Source organism: Verrucomicrobiota bacterium, assembly GCA_038744685.1.
Lineage (GTDB): Bacteria > Verrucomicrobiota > Verrucomicrobiia > Opitutales > Puniceicoccaceae > Puniceicoccus.
Map to the genome: position 1 here is coordinate 59,511 of JBCDMB010000013.1, position 25,042 is coordinate 84,552.

10 protein-coding genes are annotated in these 25,042 nt (G+C 53.2%); 6 read left to right on the plus strand and 4 right to left on the minus strand.

All coding sequences use genetic code 11. From position 1 onward, the window contains the following. The first annotated feature begins 38 nt into the window (after nucleotides 1–38). The 6 genes from AAGJ81_09280 (at nucleotide 39) to AAGJ81_09305 (ending at nucleotide 13,252) form a co-directional block, all read left to right on the plus strand. Nucleotides 39–2,507: a hypothetical protein gene (locus AAGJ81_09280; GenBank protein MEM0966324.1), complete on the plus strand. Its 2,469-nt coding sequence runs from the start codon at nucleotides 39–41 to the stop codon at nucleotides 2,505–2,507. Nucleotides 2,508–2,543: 36 nt separating this feature from the next. Next, entirely contained in the window at nucleotides 2,544–4,664 is a 2,121-nt protein-coding gene (locus tag AAGJ81_09285; GenBank protein MEM0966325.1) for an alpha-L-fucosidase, read from the plus strand. A gap of 102 nt (nucleotides 4,665–4,766) precedes the next feature. Beyond that, on the plus strand, nucleotides 4,767–6,233 hold the full coding sequence (locus AAGJ81_09290; GenBank protein MEM0966326.1) for a sulfatase-like hydrolase/transferase: 1,467 nt from the start codon (nucleotides 4,767–4,769) through the stop codon (nucleotides 6,231–6,233). 42 nt (nucleotides 6,234–6,275) lie between these two features. Beyond that, a complete protein-coding gene (locus tag AAGJ81_09295) occupies nucleotides 6,276–7,730 on the plus strand; it encodes a sulfatase-like hydrolase/transferase (GenBank protein MEM0966327.1) in 1,455 nt (484 codons plus the stop codon). A gap of 71 nt (nucleotides 7,731–7,801) precedes the next feature. Next, entirely contained in the window at nucleotides 7,802–9,340 is a 1,539-nt protein-coding gene (locus AAGJ81_09300; GenBank protein ID MEM0966328.1) for a sulfatase, read from the plus strand. Between the two features lie 117 nt (nucleotides 9,341–9,457). Beyond that, nucleotides 9,458–13,252, plus strand: coding sequence for a hypothetical protein (locus AAGJ81_09305; GenBank protein MEM0966329.1), 3,795 nt, complete (start codon nucleotides 9,458–9,460; stop codon nucleotides 13,250–13,252). A gap of 135 nt (nucleotides 13,253–13,387) precedes the next feature. Here AAGJ81_09305 and AAGJ81_09310 read toward each other — a convergent pair whose 3' ends face one another. The 4 genes from AAGJ81_09310 to AAGJ81_09325 all read right to left on the minus strand — a co-directional run bounded on the left by AAGJ81_09310 (nucleotide 13,388) and on the right by AAGJ81_09325 (nucleotide 24,972). Then, on the minus strand, nucleotides 13,388–15,064 hold the full coding sequence (locus AAGJ81_09310; GenBank protein ID MEM0966330.1) for a Gfo/Idh/MocA family oxidoreductase: 1,677 nt from the start codon (nucleotides 15,062–15,064) through the stop codon (nucleotides 13,388–13,390). A 100-nt stretch (nucleotides 15,065–15,164) separates the two neighbouring features. After that, a complete protein-coding gene (locus AAGJ81_09315; GenBank protein ID MEM0966331.1) occupies nucleotides 15,165–17,780 on the minus strand; it encodes a carbohydrate-binding protein in 2,616 nt (871 codons plus the stop codon). Between the two features lie 193 nt (nucleotides 17,781–17,973). After that, nucleotides 17,974–21,426 carry an Ig-like domain-containing protein gene (locus AAGJ81_09320; protein MEM0966332.1) on the minus strand — a complete coding sequence of 1,151 codons (3,453 nt, stop codon included), beginning with the start codon at nucleotides 21,424–21,426 and terminating at the stop codon, nucleotides 17,974–17,976. A 90-nt stretch (nucleotides 21,427–21,516) separates the two neighbouring features. After that, nucleotides 21,517–24,972 (minus strand): Ig-like domain-containing protein, encoded by a 3,456-nt coding sequence (locus tag AAGJ81_09325; protein ID MEM0966333.1) that lies wholly within the window; start codon nucleotides 24,970–24,972, stop codon nucleotides 21,517–21,519. Nucleotides 24,973–25,042: the final 70 nt, after the last annotated feature.

Consider the following 25,042-nt stretch of genomic DNA (forward strand, 5'->3'; position numbering starts at 1 on the left):
AATACAAAAGGCCGCGGGATTCGCCTTCAACAACCCCAATGAAACAGTTTTACCTTCTAGTTCTTCCCCTCCTAGTTGTCAGCAGTTCTTTAATGGCAACAGACCTGCAACCCTCTTCGCCCCGTTTCTCCGCCGAGCAAATCTTGAATGGTGAATTTCCCGGCAGAGAGCCTTCTCCGGCGCGTCAAGTGACTCACAAAATCGAAGGTTTCGACTACAGTCGACTCTACTCAGTCCCTTCTCCGGGAATACACCCAAGAGTGCTTTTTGGTCCCGAAGACTTACCACGAATCAGAAAGCAATTCCTCAACAACCAGTATGCGGCTGAGATGTTGGAACAACTGAGAGCGCGGACGGAGCGAAACTTATCGGGACCCGATGGATGGGGCAGCGAGCTATTTGCCGCGATGGCCAGCAGTGACTTGGATAAGGTCAACGAGGTATGGAAGGACCCTCGCAACCCAAGAAAAGAAGGACCACCCGGAAGCGGCGGAGATCCTTTTGCAGCAGCCCTCATGGACAAGGCCTTTCTCAACTTGATCGACGAAGACAGCGAAAGTGGAGCAGAGGTGGCAGGAGCAACCGCTACTTTGGCGAGGTTTCTCCAACCTCTTGTCGAAAAGGCAGCCAGAAGCCCGGGGAGCGAAAACTACTGGCTGTCGGTTCGCAGAGTCATGGGAGACAGTGCCACCATCGGATTCCTTTATGACTTTGCTCAACCTTACATGACTTCCGAGCAAGCGGATGTAACCCGGAAGCTCATCGCGACCGCGGTTAGTGGACGCTATGGACTCGGGATGGACCTACCGGCACACTGGGTCAACTGGAACTTCATCGGGATGGGTCTCTATTTTCCGTTGCTGGCACTTTCCATCGAAGGGGAGCCAGGGTACGATCCCCGAATCTACGAGCGCGGATGCGACGTGGCAAAAAATTATATTCTTTGGGGAAACTCTGCCAACGGCGTCGGAACAGAAGCGATTGGATACCATACTGCGGGCATGTCTCACACGGCGATACTGATGTTGGCCATGGCGAACCGGGGGGAAAATCTCTTCACCTTAGAGCGGTGGCGGCGCATGTTCGACACTTGGGGAATCTACACGATGCAGCCCTACGGAGCCGAATGGCAGAGTAGCGGCGACTTGGGGACATTTCCACCGAATCCGTCGCTGGTCAGTGTCGCCTGTTTCTTTTTTCCCGAAGACAAGAGAATAGCCTTCGTTGAACAAAACCTCGAGAAGCCAAGACTCGCAGGACGGATGGACAACCGTCTTCTTCAACTACTCTGCCCTCCAAATCCTAACGGTGATTTCGGAACGATCAAAGCCTCCTCTCTAGGACTGGCAGACACTCTCTTTGACGAAGAAAGAGGCATCCTATTCACGCGCACCGGTTGGGACGAAGAGGATACTTATCTCCAAGTAGTGTGTCGAGACGACACCACATTCGCTTCTCACGACCACCCTGATCGCGGCGCATTTTACTTTACCTCCCACGGACAGGCTTGGGCAGTCAGTTCAATGCGGATGACTGAACCGCAATATCTCAACCAAATTACGATCAACGGTCGCGGACAAGGGGCCTTTGCTCCTCCTGGAGAGTGGGTCGAAGTGATCGATTCAGAGGAGGCCACTTTCGCAGTCATGGACACGAAATACTGTTACGATTGGCAATGGCAAAAGACCGCTTTCCTAACATCCGACAAACAGCTTGAAGACGAGCCTTGGCTAGAGTGGATCCGAGAACCGCGCGACCGTCTATTGAGCCGTTTCCCCCTCGACCTGTGGGAACGTGATCCGTTACCGGTCGTCCAAGAGTATTATGAGGGATATCTGGCTGGCAATCCTCGGATGTGGGGTGCCGAAGATTCCTGGGTGGTTCGAGCACCACACAATCCGGTCAAAAAAGCGTTTCGGACTGTCGGTCTCGTTAGAGGAGAACACCCTTACCTACTCATCTTCGATGATATTCAAAAAGATGACGCGGAACAGTTTTACCAATGGTTTATGCGGATCCCAAATCAGGTAGAACCGTATGAAATGGGAGTAGACGAGGTGATCCTCGGGCCCATTACTGATCGTAGGGACAACTCCCACAGGGTCCACCTGCCACACAACATCAGTGGCAGGCCACTTCCTGAGAAAGGCGAACCAATGCTCTTGATCCGGGTTCTACAAGCGAACCAGCCCGACATCCCGTCGCGTCAGAATACTCTATCCGTCGAGACCCTTAATTTTGTGAAACACGACGATACCTTTCAATACTCCGGTCGTGAAATGGGGCTTGGCAAGAGACTGGTCATTCCCAGTCGGTCCGTAGAACCGGAATACAAGGTTCTCATGTATCCTTACTACCATGGCGATCCACTCCCGGAAACCGAATTGTCGAAAGACGGAAGCGTCCTCACCATTCAATGGGAGGATCAAGTCGATGAGTTTCGATTGGCTGAAGACGAAGAAGGCTTGACTCGCTTCGAGATGACACGTCTCGACCCAACACGATAATTGAACCCTTCGTAAGGCATGGTCCGTCTCCAATTAATGTCGATTTTCGTTGTGACGGTTATTCTGCAAGGGCTGCAAGGCCGTGAGCCCACATACCGACCCGATTGGCAATCCATCGCCACCCACCAGATTCCCGAGTGGCTCGCCGATGATAAATTTGGCATCTTTATTCACTGGATGCCCAACAGCGTTCCGGCCTTCCACGACGAATGGTATGCACGACTGATGTATATGGAGGGACATCCGGTTTTCGAACACCATCGAAACGAATGGGGAGATCAGTCGGAGTTCGGATACAAAGACTTCATTCCTCTGTTCACCGCAGACCAATGGGATCCCGATGAGTGGGTTGCCTTTCTCAAGGAGTCCGGGGCCCGGTTTATCGTCCCCAATGCTGAGCATCATGATCACTTTGCTCTTTGGGACAGCGACTTAACCCGGTGGAATTCGGTCGAAATGGGGCCAAAGCGGGACATTGTCGGAGATCTGGCAAAGGCAACTCGGAAAGCCGGACTTCGCTTCGGTGTCTCCAACCATCGAGCCCGCGGCTGGAATTTCTACACCTACAAACCAGCATTCGATACCACAGATCCCAAGTACGCAGATTTCTACTGGCCTCAGTACGGGAAAGAACCCGACCCCGAATGGCTCACCGACTGGCTAAATCGCCTCTACGAACTCGTCGACAAGTATAAGCCCGATCTCATTTGGTTCGACTTTGGTTGGGGACTCCGCAATCCGGTGTTCGAGCCCTACCAGAAGGAGTTTGCCGCTTACTATTACAACCAGGCGGACGCTTGGGGAAAACAGGTGTGCATTATCTACAAGGGAGATGATCTTCCGAAGGGAGTTGGCTTGCTGGATGTCGAACGCGGCAAACTGGATCGCCTCTGGCCCGTCCTGTGGATGACCGATACCACCGTGTTTGAAGATACCTGGGGTTATGTTGAAGGAGCGCCATTGAAAAGTGTCGATCTACTGCTCCACGACTTTATCGACATCGTCAGCAAGAACGGAACCCTCCTCCTGAACATTGGACCGAAAGCGGACGGAACCATTCCCAATGACCAACGAGAGGTCCTCCACCAAATCGGTGCGTGGCTCAAAGCCAATGGAGATGCCATCTACGGAACCAGACCGTTTTTGGCCTACAAGGACGGTGAGGCCATCCGCTACACCCGCAAAGCCAACAATGTCTATGCGATCTCTCTCCAGCGGCCCGAAGGTCCCATTTTGCTCCGGGAGATGACAGAATCCAAACTAGGTGGTCTACAGGTAGAAAGTGTACGACTTCTCAATGGCGGAGCAGAGGTCGAGTGGAGCACGGGACCCGAAGGCTTGACCATTATTCCTCCATCCGACCTACCCGGCATTCGGGCATGGGTGTTCGCGGTTAGGCTCAAGGGCCTGGGCTTCGACAAGCCTTCCGTGCGTTTAGAGCACCGAGTTGAGGGAATCGCGGTTTTCGCTCACGGAGATGTCCACAACTTTACGGATGAGGTCCAGGTCGTGAACGCCCGCGTGTTTCTCAACGGCTCCCGACAGGGCTCCGTTAGTCGTGTAAAAATCCCACCCGGCGAATCCGCTAACGTTCTTTTCGAACACCGCGATCAAAATCACTACGGAGCGAAGCATTTGTTACTCACCGGAACAGAATCGAGCGTCAACACGGTGGCGATCGGACGAGAGAAACCAGAATCCGATACCGCTGTCTTCGCGTTTCCCGCTATTCCCATGATCGGAACCTGGCAGTTTCATGAAGGAGACGACACACTCTGGCGGGAGACCAATTATGACGATTCCGAGTGGCAAAAAACGATCGTCCCCGGTAGGTGGCCATTGGGTAACAACACACAGGGAAAGACAGGCACCTTCCGACGAACGGTAACCATTCCCAATAAATGGGAAGGGCGGAACCTTTACATGAATCTCGGCATAATCCGCGATGAAGACACTGTTTGGGTCAACGGTGAACAAGTGGGCAAAAAGCCTTACGAAGAAGTCGAATTTCACACTGCATTTGAAATCCGTAAATATCGAATTCCCGCCACCGCCATTCACTTCGGCGAGAAAAATGTCATCACGGTCCGGGTGACCGATCACGAGGGACGAGCCGGACTCGTCGGACCCCCTGGTTTCATTACCGTGGCTGAGTAAAATCCCTACGCTTTTTTGAACTATGCGCTTTCTTAGGAATACAAACCGACCGAAACCCTCCCCTTCCTTGTCACAGTGAAGCTATCAAATCATTTTCCAAGATTGATCTCTATCGTCGCAGCAGTGGTTTTCTCAATAGGACCCCCTGCTCATGCGGCGACATCAAGACCCAATATTATACTGATTCTCACGGACGACCTTGGTGCGGGAGACTTGGGTGTATTTGATCACCCTTACCTCAAGACGCCAAATCTAGACAGGATGGCAGAAGAGGGAACGATCTTTACGGACTTCTACGTCGCTTCATCGGTTTGCTCTCCCTCGAGGGCAGCTTTTCAAACGGGTCAATTCCCTGCTCGTCAATGTATCCACTCAGCCTTCGGCCGCAGATTGATTGAACAGGGTAGAATGCCGGTCTTTCTCGAACCCGATTTAGAGCAAGTATCACACGCGCTCCAGCAAAATGGGTATGCAACCGCTCACTATGGCAAATGGCACTTGTCCAGTGCTCCCAAGAATCACAACAACGAGATTCCCAACCCATCGTTCTACGGTTTTGATGATTTTAAGACCTACCACACCTATTTCAGCGATGTCACGAGGGAGCACCATTTCATTCGAGGAGGGGATGAACACTACCGAGCGAAATCCTCCCAAAAGATTATCGACGAAACCCTTGCCTTCTTGGAAGCCAATCCCGACAAGCCCGTGTATGTAAACGCGTGGACGCTGATCCCCCACGCTACGTTAAACCCGACTCCGGAACAACTGGCGGTCTATGAGGAAATTGATCCCGACCCTTCCGATTTTCCGTATCACATGCGTGAATACCTTGAGACTATTCCTCCCGACGAGTTGAAAGAGCGGATGCAGATCTATTGCGCCGCCGTTACCGGTCTTGATGATGCCGTGGGTCATCTTCTGGATGGAATCAAGGAGATGGGTATTGAAGAAAACACCTTCATTTTCTTCACCAGCGATAATGGACCCGAAGACAATTTTCAGGGAACGACCCGGGCGGGTGTAGGCTCGACCGGAGAGTTAAGAGCTCGCAAACGCAGCAGCTACGAAGGAGGAGTTCGCACCTCTGCGATCGCCTATTGGCCGGGCACCATACCTGCGGGCGTGGTGAATGACACTTCGATCGTTGCTGCAGTCGATTGGTTTCCCACGGTATGTGCGATCACAGGAGTTCCGCTCAATGGAGCGGATGTCGACGGCGAGAATGTAAGTGATATTCTGAAAGGTTCCTCGCGCCAGCGGACGAAACCGATCTTTTGGGAGTGGCAGTTCGATGTCAGGGGACCCGACTCCTACGCCGCGCCCCAACTAGCAATGCGCGATGGCGACTGGAAAATGCTAATGAATCCTGACGGGTCGCAAGTGGAACTTTACAATATCCCTCAAGATCCAGAGGAACTCAAAAACGTCGCCAATGAGAACCGAGCACGGGTCCAATCGATGGAGGAACAACTCTTAGAGTGGAAAGCCTCTCTACCGCAAACGCCGGAACCGAGTGCCTATCTGCATAACTTCGATGCAAAACCGTTTCGATCAGAATACCGCTAGTCCCGAGCTAAAAATCTAAACCAAAAGTTCAAAGAAAAAATCATGACTATATCAATTATGCGCAACCTTTCGTTTTTCACCGCCTCGCTTTCGGTAGCGGCATTGACCGTCTTCGCCGAAACCTCCGAAGAACTGGACACGAGGCCCAACATTATCTTCATCATGGCAGATGACATGGGCTGGGGTGACTTCAGTGTTTATGGACATCCAGAGATCGATACTCCGAACATTGATAAACTCGCCGAAGATGGGAAACTCTTCACCCAATTTTACGTGAGTTCCGGAGTGTGTTCTCCAAGCCGTGTCGCTTTCTTGACCGGGCATTTTCCAGCAAAACACGGAGTCCATGGCCACTTTGGTGGGGCAGACGAGAACGAGCAGCGAAGTATGCCAAATTGGTTGGATCCAGCAGTTCCAACCCTTGCGACTCAGCTGAAAGATGCTGGTTACGCGACCGCCCACTTCGGCAAATGGCACTTGTGTCTCCCTTCGGGCGAAGGTGCACCGGAGCCAACCGAGTATGGCTTCGACAAGGCTTACGGCTACCTCGCTTCCGGCCCTCAGCTTCCAATCCAGTTCGCAGGTAACCCCTATTTTCGCGCAGAGACCACAGAAGTGATCATCGACGAAACGCTGAAATTTCTCCAAGACAATAAAGACAAGCCGTGCTACGTGAGTGCTTGGACGCTAATACCCCACACGACTCTCAATCCCACTCCAGAGCAAATGGAACCCTTCATGAAGTTCGCCCCGCGAATTGAGGGGAACCCTCATCTAGGAGCCAAGGTGGTTTACTACAGCACAATCAATGATTTCGATGTGCAAATCGGTCGTCTCATGGACGGGCTTGAAGAAATGGGCATCGCAGAGAATACCATCGTGATATTGTCCAGTGACAACGGTCCGGAAGACGTCATGTTAGCCCACAACGGTGCTGCCCACGAAGGCATTGGATCATCGGGACCATTCCGCGGGAGAAAACGCAGCCTCTACGAAGGGGGTGTTCGGGTTCCTTTTATCGTGAAGTGGCCTGCTCAAATTGAAGGCGGCAGTGTCGATAATGACACCGTTATGAGTGCCGTTGACTTATTGCCGACTTTAGCCGCGGTTGCTGGGGCAAAAGTTCCCGAGGGCGAATTCGCCCCAGACGGAGAAAACATGTTAGATGCTCTTCTAGCCAAACCCCTGGAGCGGCAAACTCCTCTCATGTGGGAGTACCACTACGAACTACCCTACGGCCATATTCTGCACAAAAGCCCGATGATGGCGATTCGGAAGGGAGACTGGAAACTGTTGAAGAACCCAGACGGAAGCCGAGTCGAGCTATACAACATTCCCAACGATCCGACAGAACTAAACAATGTTGCAGAGGACCACCCTCAGTTGGTCGAATCCTTGTCGAAGGAACTAATGGCATGGCACGAAAGTGCGCCTCGCCCTCCGATTCCGGAAGAAGCCGGAACAAACGATTATCCATGGCCTGGACAGGCGAATTAGCCGAAAACCTAAGAACCCTAACCCAATCCTCAGTGCGCGGAAAAATTCTCTTCAAGTAAACAACTACAGTTATGAGAAACAGTGTCCTTCTCTTTACGATGCTCGCCAGCTACGGCGTTCTCTTTGCGGCCGATGATCGCCCAAACCTGATCTTCATAATGACGGACGACCATGGTCTTGGGGCAGTAAGTGCTTATGGAAGCGAAATCAATGAAACGCCCAACATTGACCGAATCGCCGAAGGTGGGATGCGATTCAATCATTGTTTCGTTACCGCATCCCTTTGTGCGCCCAGCCGTGCCAGCATGCTTACCGGAACGTATCCGCACATAAACCTCCAGGTCGATATTGGCGGTAACTTTTTTGACGGGACTCAGCCTACTTTTGTAAATCTCATGGACGCGGAAGGTTACCAAACAGCAGTCATTGGCAAATGGCATCTACATAGTATCCCCATGGGATTTGACTACTACAGCGTCCTCGAGGGACAGGGAGATTACTTTGATCCCGAGTTCATCACTAAAACGAGTATCGGACCTGTCTGGGAACAAACGGAAGGCTACTCGACCGACATCATCACCGATAAGAGCCTCGAATGGCTGGAGGAGAGAAATCCCGAAGAGCCTTTTCTCCTGCTTTGTCACTTTAAATCCCCGCACTACAACTGGGAACCCCATCCTAGATACCAGGATCGATACACCGAGGACCTACCCTACCCTGACACATTCAACAACACATACGACGGCCCCGAGGCCTACCGCTTCACTGCAGACGTGGAAAAAGCCCACGAGTTTTTCAAAATTGACCGCTGGGTCGAGGAAATGCCGAAAGGTCTGACCGAAGCAGAGCAAAAGAAGTGGAACTACCAAAGGTTCATGAAGGATTACCTTCGTTGCATTGCAGCCGTCGACGACAATGTGGGGCGAATTCTGGACTATCTGGAAGAGAACGACTTGGTCGATAACACGATCATCGTTTACACTTCCGACAATGGCATGCTCCAAGGGGAACATGGGCAAATTGATAAGCAGCTCATGCAGGAGCAGAGTATTCACATTCCATTTCTCATTCGCTTTCCGGCAGAGATTCCCGCCCAGAGCGAATCCGACAACTTTCTCCTCAATATCGACTTTGCACCGACCTTTCTCGACTACGCTGGGATAGAGATCCCTGAAGTCATGCAAGGAGTCAGTGCACGAGAGTTGCTGGCAGGAGCCACCCCGGAAGATTGGAGGGATAGTTTCTACTACCGCTACTATGCCCATTATGATCAAGAGCGTTCCGTCTGGGGGGTCCGAACAGCAGACTGGAAACTGATCAACTACTACAAACAGGATTCACCGACGATCCAGCAGCTTTTTGATTTAAACAACGATCCTCAAGAGATCAATAACCTGGCCAATAACCCTGAGTTCTCATCAATCAAAGCCTCTCTTGACCAGCAGATCGACCTACTTCAGGCAGAATACGGACTTACGGATGGACTAATCGAGCAAATCTACGCCAAACCAGGAGAGCTGATCTCAATGCCGAGAATGCGGAAAGAAGTGAGAGAACTGCGGAAGGAGATCGATGAAAATACTGAGGCCTTCGCGAAAATGACAGAATAGCATTAGCCAATCCCATTCCCCAAATGCCAAAGCGTAGGGCCCTTGCCTACAAAGTGCCGAAAGCGATATCCGACGAAAAGGCTTCCATTTTTGATCTCACAAACCCCGCGAAAAATCATGAGGATCATTGGCCTTCTTCCTCTATCCCTTTTCGTTCTCAATCCGTCGGCCCAAGCGCAAAGCATTGGTCTCGAAGCGGAACGTTCGGAATTCGACGACCAGTCCTACTCGATTAGTGGAGATATCGAAGCAGCCGGTCATCTTTATGTCACAAAGGCCGCCACAAACAACGAGTTTCTTCGCTTTTCCTTTACCCCAGAAGCAAAGGCAGCCTTCAGTCTTCTGACGCGAAGCAGAAGCTCACTCAGCACCCCTTTCAGTTACGATTACCGAATAAACGGCGGAACATGGCAAACCGTCCAAGTCAATCCAACCACAGGTTGGACCTGGCAGAGCGCACCTGCAAATCCATCACCACCAAGCCCGATCAACCTCGGGGCCTTTTCCCGAATAGGCAGTGATCCAGACTCAACCGTCTCAAACCTCAGCACAAATGGCGGAACGGTCACCTATGGAAATCCAACCTCCCGAACAGACGTCGGCATTCTAACTTCGGTCGATGTAACCCTCCTCAATATTGGAGACCAAATCGTCTACCAGTGCACCTACAATGGCATCCAAAACACTACCTCGGTCACACATGGTCTTCGAGTTGGATTCGACCTAGGCGCCACATCTTCACTTCACTTTCACTCGGGTTTTGGCGCTTCCTCAGAAAGCGGGCGCTTTTCCCGGAACACGAACGGTAACCCCTTCAGCTACGGAAATAACTTCGGACCGGTCACGTCAAACTGGGCATCGAACGCCGCCCTCCAGTTCACGGACGGAAATACGATCCAAGCGACCTACACGCTCACGCTGGTCGCTAGCACTTCAGATAGCTACGACTTCGAATACACCGTAACCTACCAGAACGGCGGTGCTTCCAATACCGTCAGTCAGCTGATCACCGGCATCCTCTCCAACAAAATCACGGGTATTTATCATCTCACGAACACGAGTGCCGTTGAGTCAGACGGAGATACTTGGACCGTCACAAATGCAAGCGCACGATTCGAGTCTCCCAACAGTGTAGTCTCTCTCCCGGCTGCCCCAACTACTCTCGATATACTATGGAGCGCAGGCGAACTCGACAAAGTGCAGCTCGGAGGTGCCCCTCAAGCCGATTCGACTGGCGCAAACAGTCCAGCTTGGAACCAGCGGGAGTTTCCCAAACAGGCCGGGGGGTTCGACTATGGCTGGGAGGCGTTCGACAGCTCTCAAAACCTAGGCATTGGCGACAAAACCTACGTCAATGACTACACCGGGGTTCGCCCTCTGAGACATGCCCCCGCTGGCGGGGTTCATCCACGCATCCTTTTCAACCCGGAAGATATACCGGACATCAAGGACCGCATCGCAACTACGGCAAGTGGACAAGCCGCCTTCAAACAATTGAGGGCCTACACCATTATGTTGAATTTGGGCAGAGGACCCTACGATGAGTCGGCCGACTATGCCCGCGATGCCTCTGGCAACCCCCTGATCAATAACCTGAGTTTTTTCGATTTTTCGGAAGACTACGCGAAGCTTTACAACGAAGACCCTTCGATTTGGAACGACCCTTCATTCGATAAGAAATTCCGCGCTCTCACCGCCAGCGTAATGGCCTGCGAAGCTTTCGAGTGCCTCCTCATGTCAGGCGAATTCGACCCGGATACCGGCCTCTCCTACGCGCAGCGCACTCAGCGCCTTAAAACAGCTTCACTCTTCTGGGCCGAGAACGCCATCACCGATCCAAAAGTCAATTCACAGGACTTCCACTACTTCGCTGCCCCTCACATGGGTTTCATCTACGACTTTCTCTACAACGAAATGACCGTGGCCGAGCGCAGTCTTTTCCGGCAAGCACTCGTCAGAGTGATCCCTGATCTTCCGCGATACGGCAGCAAGGTGGCAGCCTACTCTGGTGTCTCGAATTGGACGACGCTAGATAACTTTGAGATCATTCCCAACCTCGCCATCGAATGGGAAGAGGGTTACAAGCCCGGACTCACCCGGTATTGGATGCGCCAATTCCACAACTTCATCAACTACGGTTGGTATCCAGACGGTGCCGGCTACGAAGGTATCGGGAAAAACTACATGATGACGGCCTACTCCGTCGCCCATGCCCGCCGTGGTTTCAGCGTTCTAGGGCACCCGAACGTTCGCGCCTTCGGACACCGTTTTCTGCCCGCCATCACACAACCGTTTGGCGAAGGCTTCACTGGCTACGACGGCTGGAGTGGCAGCGGTCGGGATTCCGAGAAAGGCCAGTACAAGTTCAACGCCCTCGACGCGATCGGCCTCAAGTGGGCCTATCCGGACAGCCACGAAGTAGACTCCGTCTGGAGGAACTACATTCGGACAGCCTACGGCACCGACTCCGTCGGGTACGTTTATCAACAGTTCCGGCCAGACGACTTTTATCTCCAATACATGATCCCTGCCGTCGTCTTCGCATCCGACTACAGCCCTTCCAACCATTGGAAAAACGATCAGGACTTCCTCTCCGAGCGCGGTCTCGCTATCCTCCGCAGTAGCGGTGAAAGCGATGGAATGGTTGTTCACTTCCACTGCCGCCAGGACATGGGCGGGCACACTGATGCAGATCGGAACAGCTTCAACCTGTCCTCCCTCGGTCGTATCTGGGTCCGCACGACCTACGGCGACGTATTGTTCCACCGGACCTATTTCCACAGTTGCCCGCTGATCAACGGCGAAGGCATCCGGCTCAACCCTAAGGATGGAGTGAAGGCACGCCAACCATCCACGATTACCCACTTCAGCTCGGACAGTTACATGGCCAAAGTCTCCGGCGACGCGACTTACGCCTACAACTGGGAGTGGGACTGGTCTCCCGGCACAGGAGACAATCCAAGAATCGGCACAGATGGCTGGGAGAAGGTTACCGAGACCTGGAACGACTTCCGGTTTACTCCTGGAACAGGTATCGAATACACGACACCGTTTCATGACTACGCCGCTTGGGAAGCAGATTACCCCGCAACCGAGCGCATGATCAAACGGCGCTACAACACGGTCGAAAAGGTGAAGCGGTCGCTCATCATGAATAAGGGCCCGCGTCCTTACCTGCTTATCGTCGATGATCTCAAGAAAGACTCGTCCGTAAATGATTACGAGTGGGTTGCGCAGATTGCCAACGATCTGTCCATCGACACCACCGTAGTCGACCTGAACCCTGCAAACTATCGCAACGACATCATTTTGAAGGAGCCCGCATCAACCGGAAACCGTCGCCTTCTCGTCCGCGTGCTAGAGGCACAAGGTCTTACTACCGCCCCTGCCGTCATTGAGGAGATTGAATACAACGGCACCTTCAACGGACAGCCCTACACGCCCAATCCTGACGTGTACCGGCAACGCCTAATCGTCCGCAGCACATCGGTCGAACCAAGCTATAAAATCCTCATGTATCCTTACGAGAATGGGGATATCATCCCCCATACTGAATGGGTCGATACGGATACCATTGAGATCACCATCGGGTCTGAAAGACGAACCATCGACTTTACCGACATTTCCAGTGCCTCAGGTGTTCAGACAAATGAACCGTCATTGGCAAGAAACCCAGCCGGTAGCGGGCTGCACAAGACAGAGGTCGCTCAGCTTCAGAATGGATGGATCGAGCTGCAGGCAGACTTCCCCTCAACCGCAACCCCGCGCCTTTGGCACTCCAGCAATTTGAGCGAACCGTGGAGCCCCCTCAACGGTGTGACGTTTCAGTGGTCTGAGAACTCAAACTGGACCGTGAGCGCTCCACTCGATCCGGCAGCTGAATCTGCATTCTACACTATTTCAGAGAATTAGATTCCATCCCCGTCCCCAGAAACCTAGAGAGTTTCCGCCAAGCTCAAGGCCTTGAGCAAGCCGAAGGGCACTACGACCCGTGAAACATAGTGTTTCAGGGAGAGTGCTGACTCAAAGGACTCGGCGGCCTTTACCTTACATACGCTTGTCGAGGTATGCGATTAATCCGCCTAAGCATTCCTCAACCAAAGGCAGGCGCCAAATCGCGTCCGTGTGACCAGGGTCAAAGCCAACTATGTTTGGAAAGTCCTTGTTGATCCATGATCTGGTCACACTTTCCCCATCAACTAGGGAAGTCAGCAGAGGCTCAACATCGGAAACCTTTTTCAAACGTGTATAGATCTCATCCTCTGGGACCCAAGCCTCCTCGAATGAAAAGAGTCCATGGCCAGCCTCGGTCATTTGCAGGTTCGTAGACTGATACGGATGGTCGGATACGCCCCACTCCCAGACCAAGCCACACCAACGCTGAAAATCATCCCAATCCGGATAGGCCCCGATTGAAGAATGAAGCATGAGCACAGGCTTTCCTACTTCGATCCAATCTCTAAGAGCCTCACGTGTCTCAGGTGCCGCTTCTTTCTCGTAATGAAAGAGGCAGAGCACATCGATATCTTCAAGGTCGGATCGGGTTAGGGGATTCGATCTTGCGTCGATCACCTTGACTTCCGGATGGACAAGATCCGCCAATACATCGACGGCTCCCTGGAGGACGATGCGCCCTTCGTTTTCGTGGCCATCTGCATAGAGGCATGCCCTGAGGTGCCGATACGGCGATTTCGGTGGATTTTGCAGAACCTCGAGAGGTGCATATTCAAATTCAATCGGCCAAGTTACCATCCGGCCCGTGCGGGCCGCTTCATGGGCGGCGTAGCACATTAGCGTAGCGTCCGCCGTGTTGCTTACATCGCAGAGGGAAACCGGACCGCCTTCTAAAGACTGAACCAGTTCGGCAAAAAGCTGCCCATACTGCCCGACCGCCCCAGATCCCTTCTCGTCCAAAGGGATTTCTTCCAAGCCCTCGTCCGTGAGAATCCGGATCGGACTCGATTCGCTGACGAAAGCCACACCTCGGTCTCCTCGAACGAATATAGGACAGCTACTAGGATTGTCTGGGCCCGTGATAAAAATGCCTTGGTGTCCACCCGGATACTCGGCGAAGACAACCGACTGACTCTCGACGGCTTGTCGGTAGCGTCGCTCGCCGACATGATCCATTCCGGCCAGAAGACTCAACGGTGGGCCGTCGAAGAAGCAGTTTACCAAATCAAACCAATAGGATGTCCAGGAAAGCATATCCCAATTGTCGGAAACACGGCATTCGATCGTGACTATCTCTCCCAGCCGCTTCTCGGAAATAAGCCTCTTCACTTCCTGAACCAAAGGATTGTGCCGCCTCTGGTGGGCTACCGAAACCTTCACCCCAGCCTCCTCCGACCGCTTGATCATTTCTGCGACCTCTCGGGGCGAAAGTCCCATCGGCTTCTCGCAGACCACGCCTCGGACACCTTCAGCGATACCGCGGCAAAGCATTGGGGCGTGAAGGTCCGGCCAGGTGCAGATACTGATCACGTCCGGCGTTACAGACTCGTAAAGGGAATCTTCCGATCCATGCAGGCACTCTTGGGAAATTCCAAAACGGTCTCCAAAGGCCGCAAGGTTCTCAGGGATAATGTCGACAGCATGGAGTCTCACCGCTGGAAACCGATCCACCCAGGCTTCACCGTGTACCCGACCGATAGCCCAGCCCTCCTTGCCCTCGGCTGCCTTTCCGCAACCGAGGATCGCTACAGTTGGATAACGCTCATTCATTCCCGTGAGCAACAGCGCGATCTGATTCTTCTGTCAATCGCGTTTGGTCACGAACCAGATAGCGAGACTTCTATCCTAAGGCGCTCAAATCCACCTTCTCTCATTTGGGGATAAACTCGATCCAGTTCAGATTGAAGTCACTCCCCGTGTAGTCGATGCGCAGGATCTTGCCATAACCTCCGTTGCTCACGGTCACGTTGCTCAGGGTAAGGCTCGTCCAGGTCTGCCAGCCGCCGGTGTGAGGCACGTTGAATGAACCGAGCGTGGTCGGGCTATTCCCCGCAACGCCGTCTCCGAGTTTGAGACTGAAGGCACCAGTTGCTTTCCCAGAGGCAACTCGAGCGACGATGTCGTAGGTCCCGTCTGGCAAGTTCACCGTATGCTCCTGCCATTCACCGGACTTGATCCAGCCAACATTGTAGCCACCGCCCGTGTCCGAGGTCGTCTGGATATCCACATCGTCGCTCCCATAGTTTCCAGAGTTACCGGCCGTCGTGTCGTAATAGGCTACACCATCGCCACCGATATCGTAATACTCTGCCTCAAGAAGACCCGGTAGATTCGTGGCCGCTGCTCCAAGGGGGGTTTGTGGAATCACACCACCGGTGAAGACGTCCTCGTAGTAGCTCGTCATCCCGTCATGGTCGGTCGTAATCGTGCTGCTGACCACGGTGGCATGACCATAAGGGGGCACATCAATCGACATCGCTACTGGTGAACCCGGTGCAGGGGTGATCACGTCAACCGTGTCATCCCAGCTCTTGTGCACCGTAGCTGTGCCGCCACTGATGCCGTTCATGTTTCCCGTGTAGGTGCGCGTCGTGCCTGTCACGTTTTGAATCACGCGCACGCGACGGTTGTTTTCCTTCACCTGCAAAACGAGTAGACTGTTGTTCGCCGGTAGAACATTGATCGATGAATTCGAAAAACTGTTTCCGTCGCGAACACATTCCACAACTGCCCAGCGGCGAGTGCCCGCCGGATAATTGATGAGCGCATCATTATTCAGATCGGCTGCATCGTGAAGCCGCAAGATTGCCGTGTAATCGTCAGCAGTGTTTGAACCGTAGACCGTAGTGCGCTGAACACTACGCGGGCCGTTGAAGTTGGTCTGCGGCACCCGCACCTTGAGCTCGCCGAATTCAAACTCATCCGGAGCGACCTCCACAAGGTCATGATAAGCACCCAAAACCGGATACCGGCCGCCTACCAGCACAAGACGAGTGTCGAGGCCATACACCGAATCAGCCACCTCGTTACGGATCTGCACGATTCCAACCAGACGTTCTTTAGTCAAAAGCCAGACCTGCTCGCCGAGCCAATCCGTTCCGGCCCCCCAAGTTGGTGTAGAGCCACCAGTGACCCGCTCCGACAGCCGGTAGGAGGTGCTGATACTACCAAAGTTGTCGCGAGTGATCGTCGCATTTTCTTCGTCTTGGGCGAGGAAGCGATACATTCCTCCGTCATAGTTGCTGCGTGCCCAATCGTTTGTTACGCCAGGTTTAGTCTTGAACTCTACCGCGACACCATCTAACGCGGCTTTGAGCGATGTGCCATTCGCCCAGGTGCCCAACGCTGCAGCACCGACGAAGGTATTTTTCCCGCACTGTCGCCCTTCAAATCCCCGATCAGGATGCTCGGGGGCGGAGGTTTGCGGACTCCGAGCCGTCCCAATGCAGGCCCAATCAGCGGTACGAATCCGTGGTCCCATGACAGCTCGATCATAGAGAATAAATTCGGAAGGCGGTGTGAGCGCAGACACGGAGCTATCATAAACTGCAGCGAGCAAGACGCTCATTTCAGAGCTGAAATTATTCTCAGCGACCTGACCAATGGAATAGTTGTAGCCATCTCCGTAAATATAACCGAGAGCGAGGGCGCTCTCCTGCCCAAATCCTTTGTTATACATGTGCTTTACCGCGTTGGCTGTCGTCTGCATCGCGAATCCGCTTGGCTCCACGGACAACGGTACCCAAGGAATGGTCTTATCCAGAAAGGCCTTGGCTTCTGGCGAACCTGTGATCTTCCACCACCATATCATCCAGTTGACATTCCAGTTTCGATAGCCCGGAGCTTCATTCTGAAAACCGGATTTATGGACGGCACCATCACCGGAGATGCACTTTGTCAAATACAAGTCAATCGCATCAGCCGCTTTGTTTTGATAGGTCGTATTGTTAATCGCCACGCCAGCGAAATAGACCCCCATCGCCATCCGAATGTCTCCGTTCAGCCACTGATTTGAAATGAGGTAGTCATCGTAGAGGTGGGGTAAGTCTGCGAGTTGATCGTCAGAGAAGGCGACCATCGCTGCTTCCCATTCAGCGATCTCAGAAGCCGTGATATCCCCTGGGCGGTGGTGTTTGAGGAGCATGTATGCATAGCACGCCTGGAAGCTCCCGGACATGTCGCCCAAGCCACTTCCGCTCGAGTATTGATCAAAGCGAGCGTCGAGCAAAAGCTTGAGTCGGTTGAGATAGTCAGAGTTGTAACGATACGGGCTATCTTCGTGCAGGTAGGCGTAGACCGCACTGATGGTTTCATTCGAGAGGTTCCATTTAGTCGGAATCGTCGTATCGCCGACTTTTACGTCCGAGTACAGATCCCCATACTTCGGGTAGTTGGAATCGAGCGACAGCAGATCGGTGACAGCCGCATGGGAGTAGGCTCCTTGAAGGAGGGCCAGGAGACAGACCATTTTCAGGGCCTTGTTCATAACTGCTTTAATCGGGGTTTTTTGAGGTTTCATTCGGGTATGGGGGTTAAAAAGTTCCTCGAGATGGCGTAAAAACGGACAGCACAGCTTCGCCGTCCATGTGTCTGGATGGTATGATTTAGCTCATTGAAAATTGGGTTGGGGTTCGAGATTCAGAACTTTGAGAGAGCCGAAGGAGATGCGCTTGGGACCACTAGTTCGGAGGAACGATCTCCAGTTTGAAGAAGGCTCGGGACTCGTTGAGCATCGGGAGCGTGATCGTCACGAGGTCGAACTTTTCATTCAGAGGCTCGACCGTTGGAACCACCGATACAGCTTCCCAATCAACAAGGTCGTGGGATGTCTTGACGACGTAGTGCGTCTGGAGGGCATCGTAGTATTTGAGTCGAGGAAAAGAAAATGTTGTTTGCCCGTTACTTGCGGCAACCGACAAATCAATGACGGATCGATGTCCCGGCAGGGTTGGGACGCCTCCGAGAGCAAATTCCATGAAGTCGGACGCCTTGTCCTCGTCGAAATCCGTTGTTAAATCAGTCGCCTGAAGATTCTCTTCCTCCGCCCAATATTGGTAGGAGAGATCGAAATACGACTCACTTCTCGTCCCAACGACCGTGTCCGAAATCGTGAATCCATCACCAGCGACCTGAAAGATCGGGTTATTCGCCTGGACGTAGGCACTATCCCAGGTGTCCGTGTTTCGGGTAATGGTCGAGCTGGAGTGCTTTTGCCCGTCCCAGAAAACCGTCGCCCGATAATCGTGGGTGCCGTTTCCGTTGTTCCTCAGATAAGTCAGCTGAAGCTCAATCTCACTGGAGTTTCCAGTGAAGAGCGCATTCGCATCAGGGAGATCGCCTTGATCCTGCGTGCTCCCGCCAGAGAAAAAGTGGGCCGTGTCGGAGTTGCCAGCGAAACGAACATCATGAAAATTTCCCGGAGAGCCATAACCAAAGACGTAGTGGAGAGTGGCATCGAAGGTCTTACCGGAGTCATCGTTGCGGAATCCGATTCGCAGAAGATTCTCATTTCCGGCAGAGGTCGTGATGTCGCTGATCCGAAAAGATAGGAACATAGTTCGCTGCCCATACTCATCCAACGTGATCGGTGTTTCGAAATCGGTCACCGCGGCGACATCCCCCCGGTTATCGGATTGGTCGTGAAAAAGAAGGGTAAACCCCTTGTCGGTCATATTCGTAAACGTCCGATCCACGTCCTGGCCGGATGGATACCAAACATCGACCACATCCTGATCGCTCACGAGGAGCGTCACGGTACCTTCGTCGCCATCTCCTTCCCCGTTTGTCACTTCAAAGGTAAACGTGTCGGTTCCGATAAAGCCAAGATCCGGCGTGTAAGCAACGATCGGAGGCGTGCCGATCAAAGTACCGTTCGCAGGAGGAGTCTTGATTGCATAGGAGGGCACTTCAGTGCCTCCGAGTGACTCCAGCCGGATCCCCACCTGCGTTTCCTGCGGGACAGACACCTCCTGATCGAGTGCGGCAATCGAATTTCCCTCTGTGAATACATCTTCATAGAAATCGACCTCGTTGGAGTGATCTAATGGATTGTCACTACTGACAACGACCGCATGGCCAAAGGCCGGGAGCTGGACATTCATCGCAACAGCGCTTCCGGGTGCCGGGGTGACGTCTTCAACGACTTCGGTCCAGCTCTTGTGGAGGGACGCGTCTCCGTCTGCGGCACCCCAAAAATTTCCCGTGTAGGACCGATTCGAGCCGGTGAGATTCTGCACGAGGCGAAAACGGCGATCCCCCTCGATGACTTGAAGCACCGCGACGTTGCTGTTCTCCGGCAAAACGTTGATCGCCGAAACGGCGTAGCCCGTGTCCTTGCGCGTGCACTCGACGACGGCCCAGCGTCGCGTTCCCGCCGGGTAGGAAATCAAGGTGTCATCGTTTTGATCCGCTGCATCGTGCAAGCGGAGGAGCGCGGTGTAGTCGTCATCTGTGTTCGAGCCGTAAACGGTCGTCCGCTGAACCGAGCGCGGACCCGTGAAGGTCGTCTGCGGCACGCGGACTTGAAGCTCGCCGAACTCAAAATCGTCCGTGGCGACTTCCACGACGTCGAGATAAGATCCCAAAATCGGCTTTCTCCCACCGACAAGGACGATACGGGTGTCCAGTCCGTAGACCTGATCAGCCGCATCGTTGTGAATCTGGACCAGCCCGACGACGCGTTCCTTCGTCAAGAGCCACAGCTGCTCTCCCAACCAATCGGTTCCGGGCCCCCAGCTGGGGGTAGATCCACCGGTAACCCGCTCGGAGATACGATAGGAGGTGCTGAGGGTTCCGAAGTTCTTGCGAACGATGGCGTAGGTCTGTTCGTCCTGGGCGAGAAAGCGATATTTACCCCCATCGCGATTACTGCGGGCCCAATCCGTCGTAACGCCCGTCTTGTTTTTGAATTCAACGGCCACGCCGTCGAGGGCGGCTTTGAGCGACGTATTGTTCGACCAGGGGCCGAGAGCTGCTGCCCCGACGAAAGTATTTCTTCCGGTCTGCTTTCCTTCGTAACCCTTGTCCGGGTGATCGGGTGCTGGGATCTGAGGATTGCGGGAGGTGGCTACGGCCAGCCATTCGGGCGTTCGGATTCGCGGACCTAGAATAGCGCGATCGTAAAGGATAAACTCAGAGGGCGGAGTCTCTGGAACGATTTGCCCTCCATTGTAGTAGACAGCAAAGAGGATGCTCCATTCATCGTGGAGTTCATTTTCAACGTCCTGTCCGAAAAAGTAGTTGTAGCGATCCCCGTAGAGGTAGGCTGTAATCAAAGCAGCTTGCTGTCCTCGGCCGCCGTTATACATGTGCTTCACCGCGACGGAGGTCGACTGCTCGGGAAAACCACTTGGCTCCACCGAGAGAGGGACCCATGGGATCGTTTTATCCAGAGCTGCTTTCATCTCCGGGGATCCTGTGATCGTCCACCACCATAGCATGAAGTAGATATTCCAATTCCGATAGCTGGCACTCTCGTTCTGAAAGCCTGACTTGTGGATCGCACCGTCGCCAACCACGCATTGGGTGAGGTAGAGATCAATCGCGTCGGCCCCCTTGTTTTGATACAGCGTATTCGAAGTGACAACGCCGGTGAAAAAAACGGCCATGGCCATGCGGATATCGCCGTTATGCCAGGAATCGGCGACGATGTAGTCGTCGTAGAGCTCAGGGCGGCTAGAAAGCTGATGGTCGGTGAACGCAATCAGGGCTTCCTCCCATTTGGAAATTTCCGCTGCCGTCAGATCGGACGGGCTATGATGCTTGAGCAGCATGTAAGCGTAGGAAGCCTGAAAACAACCCGACATATCGCCAAGGCCGTCCCCAGATAGGTACTCATCGAATCGGGCATCGAGAAGAATCTTTAGCCGGTCCAGGTAGAGTGTGTTGAAGCGGTAGGGGCTTTGTGGGTGGAGATAGGCATAGGCAGCATTGAGCGTTTCGTTGGCGTGAGGCCAGGTGCTACTAGGAATCGTCGTGTTCCCAATGTTCACATTACTATAAAGCAGCCCGAAGGTCGGGTGATCAGGATTGAGAACAGGAAAGTCCGTTACCGCTGCCTGTGACGTTGAGCTGAGAAGCAAAAAGGCAGAGAAAAAGAGCGAAGCATTCAAGTGCGATCTAAAGAGACTCACTTGACCAGTTCGTTTGGGATAGCGATTTGTGGCAAAGGTTAACTTCATCTTCTTTTCTTTAGGAGGAAAGTTCAGGTGTGCGGCAGAAAACTAGTCGGAGAAATCGACTTCCAACCGGAAGAACTCCTTCTGATTTGTGGAAAGGGGTATCAAAACCGACGAGAGCTCGAATCCGTCTGTAAGAGGTGCGGTCGCCGGAACCGTCAGGACCGTCTCCCAGGTAACGAGGTCCGTCGAAGATTTCAGAAGGTAGTCAAAACCCAGCTCGGAGGAGAACCTCCGCTGTGGAAAAGATACGGTCACGATACTTCCGCTAGAAGAAATAGAAAGCGGACCGTAGGCAGAATGGTAGGGATTCACCGGATTTCCACCGAGAAGAAACTCCGTCAAATCACTCGCCTCATCTTGGTCAAAGTTTGAACCTTCGCTCGACGAGGAAATCCCGTAAGACTCAAGCCAGTGATCGTAGGCGAGTTCGAAAAAGGAAGGGGCTTCCACGAAGATCTCGGTATCCGAAATCGTAAAGCCATCGCCTGCTACTTGAAAGAGAGGGTTGTTGGCCTGGATGTAAGCACTGTCCCAGGTATCCGTGTTGCGCGTGATGGTTGTGCTGGTATGGCTACCGCCGTCCCATTCGATCCTTGCTTCGTAATCGTGGGTGCCGTCGCCATTGCTGGAAAGGTAGGTGAGGCTCAGCGTGATCTCGCTCGAATTTCCCGTGAAGAGAGGATTCGCCTCCGGTATCGATCTCATGTCTTGGGTCGGTCCCCCGGTGAAAAAGTGAGAGGTGTTCGACTTTCCAGCAAAGCGGACATCGCGGCGGTCCCCCGGCGCGCCGTAGCCGAAAATGAAGTGGATCGTCGCGTCAAAAGTACTGCCCGAATCATTGTTTCGAAATCCAACGCGCAGAAGATTCGCGGCCCCGACCGTTGTTGTGATGTCTTTAATGGAAAACGAAAAGGTGAGGGTCTTGTTGTCGAAGTAATCCAAGGTAATCGGGGTATCAAAATCCGTCACAGCGGCAACATCGCCGCGATCGTCCGACTCGTCGTGAAAGACCAGGGTAAACCCCGTCTGATCCATGTTCGAAAAGGTTCGATCAATATCACTTCCAGACGGATACCAGGCACTCTTCTCATTCTTCTCTTCCACCTCGATCATGACCGTACCTTCATCGTTTATGCCCTCGCTGTTGGTAACTGAAAACGTAAAGGAATCTGTCCCAGTAAAGCCGACATTTGATCGGTAAGCCAAAACGGGAGGAACGCCTGCGAGTGTCCCATTCGCCGGAAACGAAGTGAGCGCAAAAGTAGGCGTTTCCTGACCTGTAAACCCATCCAAAAGGATCGCGAGTTGGGTGTCCTCCTGAGTTTCCAAAGTTTGATCAAACGCAAGAATCGTATCTCCCTCGGTGAAAAGATCCTCGTAGAAGAGCGTGTTGCCGTCATGATCACGCGATTCCGAGCTTACGACGACCACTGCATGCCCATAGGCTGGAACTTGCAAGTTCATGGGCAAGGTGGTCTGCCCTGCCCCATTTGTTAGAAGGAGGTCGACCGTTTCTGACCAACTGCGATGAAGCGTCGCGGTCGTGCTCCCTTCGGACTCTATATCTCCCGTGTAAACGAGTGGCCCCGCAGTCAGGTTCTGGATTAGACGAAACTTCCGGCTGAGTTCTGTCACCTCGATCACCGCAAAGTTTGGGTCGTTCGGCAACAGGTTCTCCACTTTTGAGGCAAAGGAGTTTCCGCTACGGATACACTCCACCAGGGCGTAACGCCTCGTGCCAGCTGGATACGAAATCTGAGTGTCGTTTTGGGTATCTTGGGCATCGTGGAGCCGAAGGACTGCAGTCCGGTCGTCTGCATTCAATTCGTTCCGATTCGTGATTCCCTGATACGTGGTGGATGTCCCGCCACCAAAATTCTCGTTGTGAATCCGTAGGCTGAGCTCTCCGTAGTCATACACTTCATCCGGCACCACTTCGACCAGTTCGTGATATTGACCAAGAATGTTGATTCGACCGCCAACCAGGACAAAGCGGGCATTCAGTCCGTAAACCGTATCCTCAACCTCGTTTTCAATCTGCACCAGTCCGACCAAACGATCCTCAGTGAGTAGCCAGAGTTGTTTACCTATCCAGTCCGTACCGCTTCCCCAGGTCGGACTGGCGGGTGCGGAAACACGATCCGACAAACGATAGACAGTAGAAAGCGTTCCAAACGTATTTCGGGTAACTGTTTCGGTTTGCTCATCCTGTGCGAGAAAACGATAAATCCCTCCATCGCCAAAGCTGCGGGCCAAGTCAATCGCCTGACCCGCTTTGTTCTTGAATTCGACGCAGACGCTGTCGAGGGCTGCCTTGAGCGACGTGTTGTTATCCCATGCGCCCAGAGCCAGCGCACCAACAAAGGTGTTCTTCCCGATCATGGTTCCTTCGTAGCCCTCGTTCAGATGGTCAGGCTCGGGTGTCTGAGGGTTACGCCCGTTGGCGACAAAAGCCCAGTCATCCCAACGTCCACGGGGTCCCATGATCGCGCGATCGTAGACAATGAAATCACTCGGCGGCGTCTGAGGGCTCAGACCCGGCTGATAATAAACCGCGTCGAGAATCGAGTATTCGGCACTGTAGCGATTCTCGACGTCAGAACCGAAGTAATAATTGTACCTGTCCCCATAGAGGTAGGCAGTCATTAATGAAGCTCTCAGGCCACGTAGCCCGTTATACTGGTGCTTGTAAGGAATCCCGGTCGATTGCTCCTGAAAACCGGAGGGCTCGACGGACATAGGCACATAAGGTATGGTTTTGTTGAGGGCTGCTTTGATTTCAGGAGAACCGGTCAAAGTCCACCACCAGACGAACGAATTGATCGTGGTATCCCGGTAAGTCGCCACTTCATTGTTGAAACCGACGTAGTGGGAAGCCCCATCGCCAACGACTGCTTGACTCATGACCAGATCAATCGCCTCCTGCGCTTTCGTTTGATAGTCAACGTTTCCGAGGGCCACGCCACCACAGTAAACGCCAAGAGCCAGCCGAATCTCTCCATTGAGCCATAGCGATGCAAGGATGTGATCGTCGAAAAGAAGTGAATCCTCGAGGATCTCCGCACACATCTTGTCGATACCTCGATCCCACTCAGCCTGCTGCTGACTCGTGATGTCTTCGGGACTATGATGCTTGAGCAGCATGTAGGCGTAGCTCGTCCCAAAGGTACCCGAAATATCCCTCAGGTCCTGACCATTTTCCCATCTGGAGATCCGAGCCTCCAATAATACAAGGAGACGCGCCAGATAAGCCGGATTGTTCTGGTGTGGGCTCTGAGGGTGGAGGTAGGCGTAGGCCGCATTGATGCATTCAAAGCCTTCGTTGAAACCGGTACCTGTTGCCGAATCGTTTCCGACTTGGACATCCGAGTAGAGCTGAGAAAAGATTGGCGAGTCCGGATTTAGTCTCGGAAAATCAAGGACCCTCGAGGAAAAACACGTCGAGTTTGCAGCAACAAAAAGAAGGACTCCAAGCCCATTGCACAAATTCAAACTCATGGGTGCTTGGTGATCCTCTTGCCGTTGTTGAAAAAAGGATCCTTCATCTTGCAGTGCGGGGAGGAGTTGG